This is a genomic window from Maledivibacter halophilus (assembly GCF_900167445.1).
Taxonomy (GTDB): Bacteria; Bacillota; Clostridia; order Peptostreptococcales; family Caminicellaceae; genus Maledivibacter; species Maledivibacter halophilus.
In genome coordinates this window covers 441576-458374 of record NZ_FUZT01000002.1, presented here as the reverse complement: position 1 = coordinate 458374, position 16799 = coordinate 441576, and the positions used below count along the sequence as shown (strand labels likewise).

At 32.5% G+C, this 16799-nt stretch carries 14 protein-coding genes and 1 riboswitch; of the genes, 1 reads left to right on the top strand and 13 read right to left on the bottom strand.

Translation table 11 applies throughout. From position 1 onward, the window contains the following. Nucleotides 1-133 precede the first annotated feature (133 nt). A riboswitch (molybdenum cofactor riboswitch) is annotated at nt 134-252 on the bottom strand. Between the two features lie 130 nt (nt 253-382). From B5X81_RS05960 to B5X81_RS05940, 5 genes are all read right to left on the bottom strand, one after another. Beyond that, entirely contained in the window at nt 383-1105 is a 723-nt protein-coding gene (locus B5X81_RS05960; RefSeq protein WP_079490104.1) for a FadR/GntR family transcriptional regulator, read from the bottom strand. A gap of 401 nt (nt 1106-1506) precedes the next feature. Further along, nucleotides 1507-2544, bottom strand: coding sequence for a TRAP transporter substrate-binding protein DctP (gene dctP, locus B5X81_RS05955; RefSeq protein WP_208984994.1), 1038 nt, complete (start codon nt 2542-2544; stop codon nt 1507-1509). A 178-nt stretch (nt 2545-2722) separates the two neighbouring features. Continuing rightward, nucleotides 2723-4027 carry a TRAP transporter large permease gene (locus tag B5X81_RS05950; protein WP_079490102.1) on the bottom strand — a complete coding sequence of 435 codons (1305 nt, stop codon included), beginning with the start codon at nt 4025-4027 and terminating at the stop codon, nt 2723-2725. Between the two features lie 17 nt (nt 4028-4044). Continuing rightward, nucleotides 4045-4560, bottom strand: coding sequence for a TRAP transporter small permease (locus B5X81_RS05945; protein ID WP_079490101.1), 516 nt, complete (start codon nt 4558-4560; stop codon nt 4045-4047). A gap of 678 nt (nt 4561-5238) precedes the next feature. Next, complete coding sequence (locus B5X81_RS05940; protein ID WP_079490099.1) at nt 5239-6357, bottom strand: NAD/NADP-dependent octopine/nopaline dehydrogenase family protein; 1119 nt, start codon at nt 6355-6357, stop codon at nt 5239-5241. Between the two features lie 408 nt (nt 6358-6765). Between B5X81_RS05940 and B5X81_RS05935 the strand changes: the two genes are divergently transcribed. Further along, the gene (locus B5X81_RS05935; RefSeq protein WP_079490098.1) at nt 6766-7272 is read left to right on the top strand and encodes a MogA/MoaB family molybdenum cofactor biosynthesis protein; all 507 of its coding nucleotides are present in this window, start codon (nt 6766-6768) and stop codon (nt 7270-7272) included. A 60-nt stretch (nt 7273-7332) separates the two neighbouring features. On the opposite strand, the gene B5X81_RS05930 is transcribed toward B5X81_RS05935, so the two are convergent. The 8 genes from B5X81_RS05930 to B5X81_RS05895 form a co-directional block, all read right to left on the bottom strand. Beyond that, on the bottom strand, nt 7333-7521 hold the full coding sequence (locus B5X81_RS05930) for a DUF6199 family natural product biosynthesis protein (protein ID WP_079490096.1): 189 nt from the start codon (nt 7519-7521) through the stop codon (nt 7333-7335). Between the two features lie 165 nt (nt 7522-7686). Continuing rightward, entirely contained in the window at nt 7687-8913 is a 1227-nt protein-coding gene (gene hydF / locus B5X81_RS05925; RefSeq protein WP_079490095.1) for a [FeFe] hydrogenase H-cluster maturation GTPase HydF, read from the bottom strand. Continuing rightward, nucleotides 8914-10224, bottom strand: coding sequence for a [FeFe] hydrogenase H-cluster radical SAM maturase HydE (gene hydE, locus B5X81_RS05920; protein WP_170917297.1), 1311 nt, complete (start codon nt 10222-10224; stop codon nt 8914-8916). Nucleotides 10225-10338: 114 nt separating this feature from the next. Continuing rightward, nucleotides 10339-11712, bottom strand: coding sequence for a [FeFe] hydrogenase H-cluster radical SAM maturase HydG (gene hydG / locus B5X81_RS05915; protein ID WP_079490094.1), 1374 nt, complete (start codon nt 11710-11712; stop codon nt 10339-10341). 55 nt (nt 11713-11767) lie between these two features. Continuing rightward, nucleotides 11768-12013 carry a TM1266 family iron-only hydrogenase system putative regulator gene (locus B5X81_RS05910; RefSeq protein ID WP_079490092.1) on the bottom strand — a complete coding sequence of 82 codons (246 nt, stop codon included), beginning with the start codon at nt 12011-12013 and terminating at the stop codon, nt 11768-11770. A gap of 367 nt (nt 12014-12380) precedes the next feature. Further along, nucleotides 12381-14183, bottom strand: a complete 1803-nt coding sequence (locus B5X81_RS05905) for an NADH-dependent [FeFe] hydrogenase, group A6 (protein ID WP_079490091.1) — start codon at nt 14181-14183, stop codon at nt 12381-12383. 124 nt (nt 14184-14307) lie between these two features. Further along, nucleotides 14308-16098, bottom strand: coding sequence for an NADH-quinone oxidoreductase subunit NuoF (gene nuoF, locus B5X81_RS05900; RefSeq protein ID WP_079490089.1), 1791 nt, complete (start codon nt 16096-16098; stop codon nt 14308-14310). Between the two features lie 155 nt (nt 16099-16253). After that, on the bottom strand, nt 16254-16622 hold the full coding sequence (locus B5X81_RS05895; RefSeq protein ID WP_079490088.1) for a (2Fe-2S) ferredoxin domain-containing protein: 369 nt from the start codon (nt 16620-16622) through the stop codon (nt 16254-16256). Nucleotides 16623-16799: the final 177 nt, after the last annotated feature.

Here is a 16799-nt window from a genome sequence, read left to right as displayed (position 1 = left end):
ATGTGTTTGGAAAAATAGAAAACAGTCAATAAAGATTTTAATTTATTTGAAAGTCGTCATTTTAAAGCAAATTATCTGTGGTAAGTTCATTAAATATTAATATAAAAAAACATTCCTTTGAAAAAGGAATGTTACCACTCACTAACATTTTCCTTTCCAAACACGGGAGGCATAAAGATTTCTCCTTATACCTAATGGTCTATGCTCCATAGTTTAACCCTTAGAAGCATAGACTCGGAAAATTCTCATAATTTTTTCTGTAAATAGATTATAACATTATTATAATATTGATACAAGCATTAGCAAACAAACATAATATTTTACTTTATATAATAAGATTAAGTTATGGCAGTTTATTTAGAAAGGGAAGATTTTATACATACTATTCATTATCATTATCTTCTTTATCAGATTCTCTCTTCAGTATTTCCAATGCATTATTAAGATGTTTGTACATAGCTTCACGAGCCTTTTGTGGTTGATGATTCTTTATATATTCAAAAATTTTTTCATGTTCTTCAAATTCACGCAAAAGTTCTTCTTCACTTAAGTGTTCAAAAATAAGTGCACCTCTTTGAACTAATAATTCATCTCTTATGGAATTTAAAAACTTTATGAGAATTCTATTATTAGAAATCTCCGAAATAAGCATATGAAACTCAATACCAATATCCATGGAGTAGGATTTAGATTCAACGGAATCCTTTACCTTCTCCAAAGACTTTTTCAATTTCTCTATATCTTCTTTAGTTGCATGCTCTGCTGCCAAATAAGTTAGATGTGATTCTATACTTATACGAATTTCCATTAATTCTTCCAAAGAATTATCTTCTCTTAATACCCACAATAGTTCAAGTTTTCCAATATTTCTTAAGGCATCTTCTCTTAAAAATGTACCACGGCCAGGCTTGGATTTGATAATGCCAGATAACTCTAAAGCTTTTAAAGCTTCTCGCATACAATTTCTACTGACTTGAAAACTTTTTGACAACTCTACTTCCCCTGGAATTTTTTCACCTGGCTTCCATTCTCCACGTTTGACTACATTTAATATTTGTTTTGCAACTTCTTCGTATAATGTTGTTCTAGTAGCTGGTTTGATCATTTATTTACTAACCTCCTATTTTTCTTCCTTATAAGTACTATTATCCTACAATTACTAAATTATTGCAAGAAATATAAGAAACTTTTGTGTTTTTTTTAACAATTTTATAAACCCTATACGTACAATATATCTTTTTTACTGGTTAGTTTTTACAATAGGTACTTATACAATTCATTCAAATAAGTAAATCCTATAAGTAACTTCGCCCAAAACTAAATACTTCATATGTTTTTAAGACCATTAAATTAAAAAGAGAACCCCCTTTAATTTTTGAGGATTCTCTTTGATTAATAATGGATAGAGATTATTATTTTTTTAAAATATTTAATATCTACATTAATTTATTGTGTTGGTTCCCATATCAGGGATTTTAATATTTCCTTTTAGTTCTTTAATTTACACTATTTAATATCTTTTGTAACTTTATCAAACAACTCAGCACCATATTCATCTTTAATTTGAGGCCAAACTGTATCTCTAACTTTTTTTGCAAAGCCATTAAGTTCCTCATCTGTAAATTCTATTACTTCTATACCTTCTTCTTTTAATTTTTCTTCAAATTTCTTCTGATCCTGCTGTGCCACTTTAAAACGTTCTTCTTCAAATTTACGACCCATATCCTCAATTATTTTCTTTTCTTCATCAGAAAGATCATTCCATATATCTAAACTCATATATAAATACCATACTTCAAAGTGATCATTTAAAGGAAGATAATATTTTGTAACATCCCTAAAGCTTGAATAATATCCCTCAGCACCTGAACCAATAGCTCCATCAACTATTCCTGTCTGCATTGCTGTAAATGCTTCTGAATAAGGAATCGGAGTTGCCATATATCCTAATGCTTTAGCAGTAGCTTCATATGATTTTATTCCTGGAACTCTTATTTTCATACCCTTTGACACATCTGGATTTGCAGGCTCTTTCGGTTTATCTACAAGGGCAATCCCTCCAAAATATACTGGATAGGTTGCTATAACTTTAATTCCTTGATTTTCAAATTTTTCACTAATAGAATTAATCAAAACGCCATCTCTTTTATATATTTCTTTAGCCTGATCCCAATTGTTTGCCAGATAAGGCACACTACTAATTCCCAATGACTTGTCTACATTAGTCCCAGCCGGAGCCAATTGCATCTCAATATCACCCATACCAACACGTTCTTGAACAACACTAAAGTCTCCAAGCTGACTTGATGGATAAATTTCAATATTAATTAAATCATTGCTAGTTTCTTTAACGTTCTTGGCAAATGCCTTAACATCTTTATCCACAACTGTATCTTGAGGTCTAACATGACCAAGTTTCCAAGTTCTTGTCTTTGCTTCTTTACTTTCTCCAGCTGACTCCGGGGTTTTTGAACATGCAGTTGTACTTGTTATTAATAGAATGATAGAAATAAGTATCACACTCATTTGCTTTAGATTTTTCATTATATAACTCCTCCTAGATTTAAATTTTCACTAAATATAAATATTTTTAACTTTTAAAAATAAATTTTAGAATTATCTACCTAAAACTATTTATATAAAGATATTAGATTGCACCCCCTTTTTTCTTATATAGCATCTATAATAAATTATAGTATAACTTCAATAGTGTATTGTAACCTTATAATAGCCCCATTATTCTAGGAAGAAATAATGAAAGCTCTGGTACAAAGGTTGTTAATAAAACAATGGGAAGATATCCTAAAAGCAAAAACACCATGGTTGGTTTTAATATTTCACTGAATTCACATTTACCTATACGCATTCCAAAATATAATATACTGGCATAAGGCGGTGTAACTCCACCCATTGCAAGGTTAACCCCCATTATAGCTGCAAAATGAACTGGATCAAGGCCCAACTGTGTAACTAAAGGAAGTAATAATGGTGCAACTAAAATCATTCCAGTAGCATCATTAACAATCATTCCAACGAAAAATAGAAATATATTTATAATGATAAGCATAATTACTTTACTATCTGTTAAATTGAAAAACATATCAATTATGGCTTGAGGCACCCTCAGCATTACATATGTTTGACTCAACATCAATGTAAAAATAATCATTGTCATTATTGACCCAACTGAAGTTGCCGATTCACGAACATATCCATAAAAATTTTTAAAATTCAGCTCTTTATATATAAAAAAACCAATAGGTATAGCCACAACAGCAGAAACGCCAGCAGCCTCAGCCGGAGTAAATATACCTCCATATATCCCCCCTAAAATAATTACAGGCATTGCAAGGGCTGGTAAAGCCACTTTGGTTCTTTTAATTAATATTTCTCTTTTTTCTTTAACTTCCATAGGAGGCTCCACAACAATATTTGGCATTTTCTTTGCCCACACAAGATTTATAATTGAAAATAATACTACAATTGCTAATCCAGGTCCTACAGTAGATAAAAAAGCAGCTAAAATAGAAGTCTCTGTAACCCATCCATATAAAATCATAATAACACTTGGAGGAATCAATAGTCCTAAAACTGATGATACGGTTACTATTGCAGTTGCATATCCCCTGTCATATCCTTGATCTACCATTCTTGGAATAAGAACTGGCCCAGTGGCTGCCACACCAGTAAGTCCACTACCTGAAATTGCTCCAATAAAGGCACATGTAGCTACAGCTACAACACCTATTCCACCTCTGATTCGACCTACAAAAATGTCTGCTAGATTTAAAAGACGTTTAGCTATCCCGCTTCCACCCATAAGAGTTCCGGCAAGTACAAAAAGTGGACTAGCTAGAAGAACGGGACTTATCATTTGATTAAAGGACCACAACATCATACTTTTCATAGAAACTCCGCCAAATATAGACATAAACAAAAGGGCTCCACCAAAACAATATGGAAGTGGTATACTCAGCATAAGGAGAACTACCAGCAATATAACATCTAAAAGTACTATAGTTAACATTCAATCAGCTCCTTTTTTTAAGAATAATTACGTAAGCCACGTAGAAACATTTTAATATAATCAATTAATTCAACAGCTGTGTAGGTTGTCATTAGAACAAGTCCTACAAATAAAGCACTTTCTCCGAAGAATAGCGGAACTTTAACAAGATTAGTATATTTCCAGGTCTTTAGAGAGTACATAAAATACCAGTAAGACCAGTAAGTCAACCACAAACTTATAAGTAACGATATAAGAGATTTTACAATATTAAATATTTGCATTGATCTTTCACGCTTTATATAAAGTGTCAGAATACCGCAAGTAATATGATTTCGTTCTAAAGATGCATTTGCACCGCCTAACATATAAAGCCATATAATTGGATAAAGCATAAGTTCTTCAATTCCCATAAGTGGAGCCTGAAAAACATATCTTAATAATACCTGAACAAAAACCATAAAGGGAAGTATAGTCATCATTATGAAAGTTACTATTCCCTGTATCCCAGTAAGAGTTTTCCATATTTTTTTTCCTAAAGAAATATCTTGCATTAATTTCCCTCCTTCATTCTTATTAACTAAAAAATTGCATAATTACCTCTTATAAAACTAACTACTTTATATAATTTTGAAATATCGGGAAAACTAGCATATATATTATGCAACAGTGCTAAATTCTAACAATTCAATTATATTAACTTTTAAAAATAGAAACATTCATTTTTCCATACAATAAAATAATTATTCACTATCAAAGGTGTAATGATTCTAATAAAAATACATGAATTTTAAGACATTTTGCTTTTCATTAAAGTACTAATTTTTATATATTATAACCTCCTCTCAAATTTATTAATAATAGTTGTTTTTGCTTATCCTTTTTAAAATGTATTTTAAAAAACAAGTCAATATAATTGTAGTACAATTATACATGTTGTTTTATTGTATTCTATATTCGACAAAATTCTCCTTCTCAATTTTGAATTTTTAAAATATTGGAAATAAACTTTTGATTCTAAAGAAAAAATATTAAATTTCTATGAACTAATTGCTGAAATCATGTTTTTTTAATTTGTTTTGTAGTATAATATAGATTAAAAGGGGATAAGAGGCTTTTATATTAATAAATTTTGTTAAGATTTATTAATCAAGGCAAGAGTGCTGCCACACCCTTGCTTGATATAAATTATTTAGATAAAAACAAATATTTTTAAATAATGAATTTTTAGCTTAAGCTAAAGCTCTTTGACCTCTTATTCCCGTCTCCACATAATTTATAACTTCTTCAGGTGTCATATCTATGAGTCCAATTTTATCAACGGTTCTTCCTTCCTTCGTAAAATCTTTATCTAAAAGAAATTCACCTAATTTGACTATTGTTTCCATTCTACTTACGTCTATTCCTAGCATTTTACCAAGTGATACCATTGGTACCAACCCCATGGGTATATCTTCTAGAACATAACGTGTTCTAATATTTTTTTGTCCTTTTACTCCTTCATAAGCTTTATTTTTCTTCACAGCCTCGCTCAAACTTTCTCCTTCTACTCCATAAAGTATTTTATACATTTCTCCAACAGATTTTAACTTTATGCCCAAAGCCTCAGCCACTGCTAATCTTTCCTTATCCATTTGTTCTACAAATTCTCCTATAGATGGAGTAATTCCATCCCAATAATATAACCATTCATGTATAGATTCTATTAGTGAAGTATTTAGTAAAGTTGGTCCGGGATGCATCATAGCATTAAGATTACTTAAACTTACTTCCAGTACATTGGCACCTGCATACATCTGGGGAAATGCTGTATTTAACATTTTCAGTACTCGTTCATTTTCTTTTGCAGGAAAAGCTGCAACCTTTAAGCATTCTTTTACCCCTAATATGTTAGCGTGACCTGGTTTCTTGCTGCGACATGCATAAAGTAATGATTCTGCTTCTGCTATAACCAAATCTGCATAACAATCGTTTTCCACCAATGTCTGTTTAAACTCTAAAACACCAAAAGTTGACCCAGGATGTAAGACAATTACTTGATCATCTTTTAAAAGCGGAGCACAATCTTTAGCTATTGCTTTATGTGCCAAGGCTGGAGCAACGACTATAACTATATCTGCTCCCTCAAGGGCCTGAGAAATATCTGTTGTAGCCAATTCAAGTTTACCAAAACCTTCAACAGCACCTTCTACTTTAATTCCTCCTTGTTTTCTTATAGCTTCTATGGTTTCAGGGAAAATATCATAAAGCTTAACAGGAAAACCCATAATAGCTAAATGACCAGCCATTGACTGCCCACCATTTCCGCCACCTATAATGGTCCATTTTTGTTTATTTCCTTTTGCTGACAATCTTATCTCTCCTTTCTAAAGTTTAAATTTTGAATACAATATTACTAAATTATTCTAAAGATAACCAAAGTCAAGGGTTAATAAATTTCAAACTTTAAATATAAAAGCATAATTATGTTATTGAAAATTTAGTTTGAACCTTGATACTACTTATCTATAAAATAATCGAAGAAGAAAATTAATAAATGTTTTATTGTCCTACAATTATACTATACTATATTTTTTTTATTTTTTCTACCCTTATTTTTAATTTTTTTATAATTTTTTATTTTCTAAATATTTAACAAAGTATTCCTTGTTTCATAACCGTTGCAAAAACTAAATGTTTTTATTGCTTCTTACCATTTTTTGTATTATTATTATATATGTAAAATCATACCAAACATCAAGAAAAAATAGGAGGTAAAAATGTTTACAGTAGGAATAATAACCGCTAGTGATAAGGGTTTTAAAGGAGAACGAGAAGACAAAAGCGGAAAATTAATAAAAGAAATAATGACTTCAAATGGTTATGAAGTCATTACATGGGATATACTTCCAGATGAAAGGCGTGAAATTTCTAAGGAATTGATAAATATGTCAGATAATCTTAAGCTCGATCTTATACTTACAACTGGAGGGACTGGATTTTCTCCAAGGGATTGGACTCCTGAAGCTACTTTAGATGTTATTAATAGACAGGCTCCTGGTATTTCTGAGGCAATGAGATATTACAGTCTTCAAATAACTCCCAAAGCTATGCTTAGTAGAGGAATTTCAGGTATAAGGGGAAAAACCTTAATAATTAATCTTCCTGGAAGCCCAAAAGCAGTAAAAGAAAATTTAGAATGCATATTACCTGCTTTAAAGCACGGGCTTGAAATCCTAAAGGGTATTTCTGGAGAATGTGCAGAAACTGAATCAAGGCACCTTTAGGTGCCTTGATAGTTTTAAAATTTATAATATAGTTAAAAAAGATATAACCCCCTAAGCTTGTTATGAGAACATAACTACAAGGCCTACAATTATTCCAACTATTCCCCCAAACCTATGCATTATTAGAGCCGCATCGCTAGGCTCTGAATCTTTGAATTTCCAGCCATCACTAAGCATCCACATAGCTTCAGGAAATACAATATTTAAAATACCTATAATCACAATAATAAAACCAAATAATGCTCCCATACAATTTCACTCCTTTTTAATACCTATTTTAAAGTATATCATTTCTATAATTTAAAGTGTACCATATAAAACTAGTTGAATTGTTTGTTAAATAACTGTCAATTACATTATAATTTTAAAGACCTATATGTTTTTCTAAGTCATATAGGCCTTTAAAAGTAAAATTTAATATAATAATGATTTTATCTCTGGAAAAGGATCAAGTGCCCTTTCTAAAACTCCAGTTACGTATCCTATTAATACTCCGTAATTCACTATTGGCATATTATTATCTTTAGCTTGATCTATTCTAAACTGCATCTCCTTTGGGTTTAGCATACAGCCGCCGCAATGTAAAATCAAATCAAACTCCTTCATCTTCTTAGGTTTAGGATATCCTGTTCCCGCAGTCCACTCAAAACTTAGCTTTCCTCCTACAATATCATTCATCCATTTTGGAATTTTATCCCTTCCAATATCGCCCTTTTGTCTATGATGGGTACAACCTTCACAAATTAAAACCTTATCTCCAGGCTTAAGTTCTTTAATCTTCCTTACACCTTCCACTAAAGTCTTTAAATCTCCCTTATATCTTGCAAATAATATTGAAAAGGAAGTCAAAGTAATATCCTTTGGAGTATCTTCATCAACTTTTTTAAAGGCTTGAGAATCAGTTACTATTAATTTAGGCTTCTTTCCTAAGCTGTTAAGGGTTTCTTTCAATTCCGTTTCCCTAGTCACTACTCCTATGGCTCCATGATCAATTACATCTCTTAAGGTCTGCTGTTGTGGAAGTATAAGCCTTCCCTTTGGAGCTGCCTTATCTATAGGAGTAACAAGTACTACAATATCATGGGGATTAATCAAGTCTCCTATAATCACCTTCTCATGGTTCTTCAAATTAGCTTCTTTTATTATTTCATCTTTAAGCTCTTTAACACCTTCTTTAGTAACCGCACTTACCTTAACAAAGGGAATATTATAATCCTTATTCCACTCATTTAAGAGCTTATCATCAACATCTTTTATATCAATCTTATTAACTACTCCTATCAGTGGAATTCTTCTTTCTTTAATTCTTGATATAATCTCTTTATCGTAATCAGATATTCCCATTTCACCATTTAGTAAAACTATAGCCAACTCGGTTTTATTTAACACTTCATATGTTTTCTTTATGCGTAGGGTTCCCAATTCTCCTTCGTCATCCAAACCTGCAGTATCAATTATAACGACTGGACCTATAGGTAGTATTTCCATGGCCTTATATACGGGGTCAGTTGTTGTTCCCGCCACATTAGAAACTAAAGCTATTTCTTGATTTGTTATTGCATTAATTAAGCTTGATTTTCCTGCATTTCTTTTACCAAATATGGCAATATGAAGTCTATTGCTTCTAGGTGTATTTTGCATCTATATATCCTCCTCCCTAATATTCAGATATAACGGCATTTTTCTATCTGCCTTTACTACTGCTTTAAAAGCAGATTTTAAATCCACCATGTTTTTTTTGCTGTATATCTGATAATTATATCTGTATTTATCCGGTGTGTTTATTAACATAATTGTATTAGCACCAGCTTTAAGGGCTTTCATTTGACCATTAGAATCTAAAGAAGCCAGTGCTGTAGTTGCCGGTATAAAAACCCTCTTACATACTATTCTCGTAACAGCTATTGTCTTTAGAGTCATATCTATGCTCCCCTGTAAATATTCTTCTAATGGAGTCCCTTTAGCTGGTACAAATGGTCCTATGCCAATCATGTTAATTCCCTTATCCCTGAAAAATAATATATCTCTAGCTATATCTTCTGCTGTCTGCCCCGGAAGTCCTATAATATTCCCTGAACCATTTAAGTATCCTAATTCTTTAAGCCATTCAGAAGCTTTAACTCTGCTATCAAAGTCATTATCTGGATGAATAAATTCAAAGAGTTTTCTATTGGTTGTTTCAATTTTAAGAAGGAAATTATTTGCGCCAAGTCTTTTATATAATTCATATTCTTCTCTGGGCCTTTCACCTATGCTAAGGGTTATATTCATTTTAGTTTCCTTCTTCACTCTCTTTATAAGGGATGAAATTTTATCTGGTGTCCACCATAAATCTTCACCAGATTGTAAAATTACTGTCTTAAGTCCAATTTTATGAAGATAGTAAACAACATCCATTATTTCATCTTCACCCATTCTATACCTATTAATCTGGCTGGCACTCTTTCTAATACCACAATATTTACAATCTTTACGGCAGTAGTTTGAAAACTCTATTGCTCCTCTTATATCTACAACATCCCCCACTACTTCTTTTCTCATTCTATCTGCTGCATGAAACAAAGCTTCTATTTCAGATTTTCCATTGGTCTTTAAAAGCACCACAATATCTTCAAAAACCAATTCTTCTCCAGCTTCTATTTTTTTGAGAACCGTCATAAATTCATCAGATATGACCGAATCCCTTAATTTTTCCACTAGACCAGAAAGCTTCCTGGGCTTATCAGGATATATTCCTTCAATAACAATCTTATTATCCCTTAAAAAACTTTCTGCTTCTTCCTTATCCTTTATATTTACTTTTATAGCAGTTGCACATACTGTACCGTATTCTGAAGGCGCAGGCACAAGGGATGTTGCAATGCCTTTGTCTTTTAGTAATTTATCTCCTCTAAGCATGTGACTTGTAGATCCGGCCATTATAAGATAATGATTTATCTGTTCTTTAACCATAGTCACCCCCTATATATTGTATATTCTTTTATGTGGCCAAGGTTAGGATGAAAGTTGAAATTAAAATCATAGTTAGTTCTTTTAAATCTCAAAAGATTTGACTACAAATGCAACTTAAAAGTACAAATCCCTTTCTCCATCTTCGATTTTTTTCAGTCTTTCAACTGTTTCTTCCTTTATTTTCTTATCATCTATTTTATTTATTTCTCTCTCTAAAAGCTTTTCTCCATCTTCTTTTGTTTCTGCCGTTGCATAATCCAATAAATATTCTTTAAAGGTTAATATTGCATTTGGATGACAGAATTCATGGATGTGAGCATCCTTTGCAAGCTCCATAAAGGCCTTTCCAGTTCTATTTGCCCTATAACATGCTGTACAGAAGCTTGGCAAATGTCCTTGTTTAGCTACTACTCTAAGCATTTGATCTACACTTCTTTCATCATTGGTCTCAAATTGTGTGGCTTCTCTATCATCTTCTTCATATCCTCCAGGACTTGTTTTGGAGCCTGCTGATATTTGTGAAACTCCTAGTTCAAGGAGCTCATCACGAAGTTTGGCGCTCTCCCTTGTAGATAAAATAATTCCAGTATAAGGTACTGCCAATCTATAAACTGCAACTATTTTTCTTAAATCCTTATCAGAAACAGGATAAGGAACTTCCTTAATTGCTGAATTAAGAGCAGGCCTTAACCTTGGTATTGAAATAGTATGGGGTCCTACATTATATTGGTTATCTAAGTAATTAGAGTGAATTAATGTTGCAAGAACATCGAATTTATAATCATAAAGTCCCAGAAGAACACCTATGCCCAAATCATCTATTCCTGCTTCAAAGGCTCTATCAAGGGCAGTTAATCTCCAATCATAATTAGATTTTGAACCAATTGGATGCATTACTTTATAAGTGTCTCTATGATAAGTTTCCTGAAATATTTGATAAGTTCCTATGCCTACTTTTTTTAGTTTTTTAAAATCTTCTACGGTCATGGGAGCAGAGTTTACATTTATTCTCCTTATATCGGTATTATCGTATATGGCCTTAACTGAATCCACTATATGCTCAGCATCTGTTTTTTTCTCATCTTCTCCGCACACTAGAAGAATTCTCTTATGCCCCTGATTTTCAATGGCTTTTGCCTCGTCAATTACTTCATCTCTATTTAATGTTTTTCTATGAAGCTCCTTATTTGCAGCTCTAAACCCACAGTATAAACAGTTATTTGTACATTCATTACTTGTGTAAAGAGGAGCAAAAACAACTATTCTGTTTCCATATATCTTTTCTTTAATGTATTTTGCTGTTTCAAACATACTGTTTAATACTTCCTCATCTTCAATTTGCAAAAGAACTGCTGCTTCTTTAAAGGTTAATCCAAAGCAATCTTTTGCCTTATTTATTATCGTCTCAACTTTATCCTTAGAAGCTTTTTTAGCCTCTTCAAGTAATTGATTAATATTATCTTCGTTTATAATCTTACGAGTATTCATATTTATATCTCCTCCTATTGTCTTAACATCAACCTATAAATTTACCAAAGAATTCCTACTTCTTCGTTAAAGCACTTTTTACTGTTACTCCATCTAATCTTCCAAGCTTTCCAGTTAATGCTCCAATCTCATCCGTTGTTCCATCGACTATTATCGATATAACTTTTACCTGTTTTTCTTTATATGGTACTCCCATTCTTCCAACTATCAATTCTGAATAGCTTGAAAGAACTGAATTTACTTTCTGTATACTATTTGAGTCCTCTACTATTATGGCAACTACGCCAATTCTATTGTTCATTATAAATTTCCCTCCTCATTTATTATAAAAACAAAAAAGCTTTTCATAAGATAAGAAAATGCTTATCCTTTGAAAAGCTTTTTTTGCATAATTATGGGCTTTACAATTTTCATCTCCTACCTTTTGCTCAGAATTATCCTTGCAATTAGTTTGACAAATATGAAGTTTTATAATTAACGTCCTTCCTATGAATAAAATCCATTGGTCAGAAGTCAAAATTATAATATATTAATATCTATTTTATATACCCATTATTGAAATAATATAACTATTAGTCTTAAAACTTAATTTACTTATCTGAGAAAATTGCATAATTAACATTATTAAAAGATGAGCGTAGGTAAAAAATATACCTACGCCATATTTTTTATTTTTCACATCCGCATGCAGCTTCTTGAGATGAGCAATTACAACAGTTTTCTTCAGTTGGATATATTTCTTTCTTATGATAGTGAGTGTGTAAAAGCTCATGAGACTTATGTCCATTTGGCTCGCCTAAGAACTCATCATAAAGTTTTTTAATCATTGGGTTCTTATGGGATTTTCTTTCTTCCATAATTGTATCTTCTTCATATAATGCCTTAGCTCTTTCTACTCTTACGTCTACATCCATTAATGTCTTAGCATTAACTTGAGGCTGTCCACCACCAGTTACACAACCACCGCTACATCCCATAACTTCAATGAAATGATAGTCCTTTTCACCTGCTTTAACCATATCTAACACTTTAGCAGCATTAGCAGTTCCATGGGCAACAGCAATTCTTATTTTATTTCCAGCTATTTCTAATTCAGCTTCTTTGATACCTTCTTCAACGCCTCTAACCGCTTGATATTCTATATTTTCTAAATCTTCACCTGTTAATACATCGGCCACAGTTCTAAGGGCTGCTTCCATAACTCCACCAGTGGCTCCAAATATAACAGCTGCACCTGTGTATTCACCAAAGATTTCATCAAATTTTTCATCGGATAATTCTAAGAAATTAATTCTTGCCTGTTTAATCATTTTACCTAATTCTCTAGTTGTAAGAACTGCATCAACGTCTCTAAGTCCATTTACTTTCATTTCTTCCCTTGCAGATTCTGTTTTCTTAGAAGTACAAGGCATTACAGAAACAACAAATATTTTCTTAGGATCAATATTATTCTTTTCTGCATAGTAGGATTTTAATACAGCACCCATCATTTGATGTGGTGATTTACAAGTTGATAAATTATCTAAAAATTCTGGATAGTAGAATTCACAATATCTAATCCATCCTGGTGAACAAGAAGTAATCATAGGAAGCTTTCCACCGTTTTGGATTCTATTCAATAGTTCATGGCCTTCTTCTAATATTGTAAGGTCAGCAGCAAAGTTAGTATCATATACTTTATCAAAACCAAGTCTTCTAAGGCTTGCTGCCATTTTTCCAGTTACTCTAGTACCTATTGGTAATCCAAATTCTTCACCTAGGGCCGCCCTAACAGCAGGTGCAGTTTGCACTATAACATGAACATCCGGATTATCGATTGCATCCCAAATTCTCTCAATATCTGTTTTTTCTCTTAAAGCCCCTACTGGACATGCAACTATACATTGTCCACAGTAAATACATGGTGCATCAGCCATACTTACATCAAAGGCAGGAGCTACTTCTGTATAAAAACCTCTATTGGTGAAATCCAAAATTCCAATTCCTTGAACATTTTTACATACATTAACACATCTTCCGCAAAGTATACATTTACTTGCATCTCTAACTATTGAATGGGATTTGTCATCTACAGTTCCTGGTCTTTTTTCTCCTTGATAAGGTATATCTTCTATTCCTAATTCCTCAGTTAAAGTTTGAAGCTCACAGTTCTTATTTCTAAAGCATGTTAAACACTCTCTATTGTGATTTGCAAGAATTAGCTCAACTACATTTTTAACGGTTTCTCTTACTTTTTTAGTGTTTGTTCTAACTACCATACCTTCACTTACTGGAAGCACACATGATGCTTGCAGGCTCCTTGCACCTTCTACTTCTACCAAACAAACTCTACAAGCACCTACTTCATTAATATCTTTAAGATAACAAAGGGTTGGTATATCTATTCCAGCTTCTTTTGCAGCTTCAAGTACTGTATAATTACTTGGTACTTGAACCTGATTACCATTTATGGTTAAAGTAACTTTCTCCATTTTTCACCTCTCCTTTTCGCTTTTAATCTCCAATTAGAGCCTCTCTACTCACCTTTGCAACTGAAATTAAAGAGAGTAATTAATTAATCCGACTTGTCTTATATTATTAAATATAATTTAATTTCTATTTTCTAACGATAGCATTAAATGGACATTTTTCCATACAAGCTCCACATTTGATACATTTACTTTGATCTATTTCATGCATTTTCTTAACTTCTCCACTGATACATCCTACAGGACAAGATTTTGCACATAATGTACATCCCTTACAAGCATCTGTAATTGTGTATTGAAGTAATGCTTTACATGCTCCTGCTGGACATTTTTTGTCATATATATGGGCTTCATATTCATCTCTAAAATATCTAAGTGTTGAAAGCACAGGGTTTGGAGCTGTTTGGCCAAGTCCACATAGTGATGCGGATTTGATTGTATTGGCTAGATTCTCTAAATTTTCAAGATCCTCTGGCTCTCCTTTACCTGATGTTATCTTTTCTAGAATTTCTAACATTCTTTTTGTACCTTCTCTACATGGAGTACATTTTCCACAGGACTCATCCACTGTAAAATCAAGGAAAAATCTTGCTATATCCACCATGCAGTTATCTTCGTCCATTACAATCATTCCACCAGAACCCATCATTGATCCAAGGGCTATTAAGTTATCATAGTCTATTGGTGTATCTAGATGGTCAGCAGTAATACATCCGCCAGATGGGCCTCCTGTTTGTACTGCTTTGAACTTTTTCCCGTTAGGTATGCCACCACCTATTTCATATATTACTTCTCTTAGGGTTGTTCCCATTGGTATTTCTACTAATCCTGTGTTGTTTATCTTTCCACCAAGGGCAAAAACCTTTGTTCCCTTTGATCGCTCTGTTCCTATTGATGAAAACCACTCCGGTCCATTTAATATAATTTGTGCTATATTTGCATAGGTTTCAACATTATTTAAAAGTGTTGGTTTACCCCATAACCCCTTCACAGCTGGGAATGGTGGTCTTGGTCTTGGCATACCACGTTTTCCTTCTATTGACTGTAAAAGTGCAGTTTCTTCTCCACATACGAAGGCTCCTGCTCCTAGCCTTACTTCTAAGTCAAAATTAAATCCTGTTCCAAATATATCTTTTCCAAGCAATCCATATTCCTTTGCTTGCTCAATGGCTATTTTAAGTCTGTGTACTGCTATTGGATACTCTGCCCTTACATATACATAACCTTGATCCGATCCTATGGCATATCCAGCTATTGCCATAGCTTCTATTATTGCGTGGGGGTCTCCCTCAAGTACACTTCTATCCATAAATGCCCCTGGATCACCTTCATCGGCATTACATGCTACGTATTTTTGGTCATCCTTTGAATTATATGCAAATTTCCATTTAAGACCAGTTGGGAATCCTCCGCCACCACGGCCTCTTAAGCCCGAATCTTTTACTACTTCGATTACTTCTTCCGGTGTCATTTCTGTCAATACTTTACCTAGCGCTCTGTATCCATCCATTGCTATATATTCATCTATATTTTCAGGATTTATAACTCCACAATTCCTTAAGGCAACCCTTCTCTGCTTCTTATAAAACTCAACTTCATTTATTGATCTTATCTCATCTTCCTCTAAGGCTTCATAATATAATAAATCTTTTACTATTCTTCCCTTTAAAAGATGTTCTTCAACTATTTTTTCTACATTTTCTACTTTTATATGACTATAAAAGGCACCTTCTGGGTATACTATAACTATAGGGCCTACTTCACATAATCCAAAACATCCTGTTCTTACTATTTTTACTTCATTTGTGAGTCCATGTTTTTCTAGCTCTGATATGAATTTTTTTTCTACATCATCAGATCCTGATGATGTACATCCTGTTCCGCCGCAGATCAGTACGTGTGATCTATATAGTTCCATTTTTTTACCTCCCTTTGGTATCTTGTAGTATTTCTAGAAAGTCTGCTAATAGCTGACAATAGATTATTTGAAAACCTTTTTATAAGGTCAATATATATCGGGATAACCTTATCCTATATTTATTAAAAATCATAATAGCACTATAATACTAACTTTTACTTTTCATACGCTCCAATTGTAAATTCTCTTATTACTTTTCCGTTAACTAGATGCTCTGCCACTACTCTTTTTGCCTTTTCAGCAGTCATCTCCACATATGTTACTTTTTCTTCCCCTTCTCTGTATATTTCTACAATTGGTTCAAGCCTACATACTCCTATACATCCTGTTTGGGCAACCTCTATATCATTTAAATTTCTTTTTTTAATTTCTTCTAATAATGCTGTTAATACCGGTCTCGCTCCTGCTGATATTCCACATGTTGCCATTCCCACTACGATCCTTGTTCCTTTTCTTTCTTTCCTAATGTCTACTTTCTTTAGGGCTTCTTCCCTTATCTTAGCTAATTCTGCTAATGATTTCATTTTTTAACCTCCCTAAATTTAGATATAAAACCTATAAATTAAAATATTTAAATTAGAAATATATAAGCTAATAGTTTAAGCTCGATATTTATAGTTTATTTATAATAATACTTTTCATGTTTCATTAGATATTTTTATATTATATGTCAAAATTTGTCAACATTGCAATAAAGTACA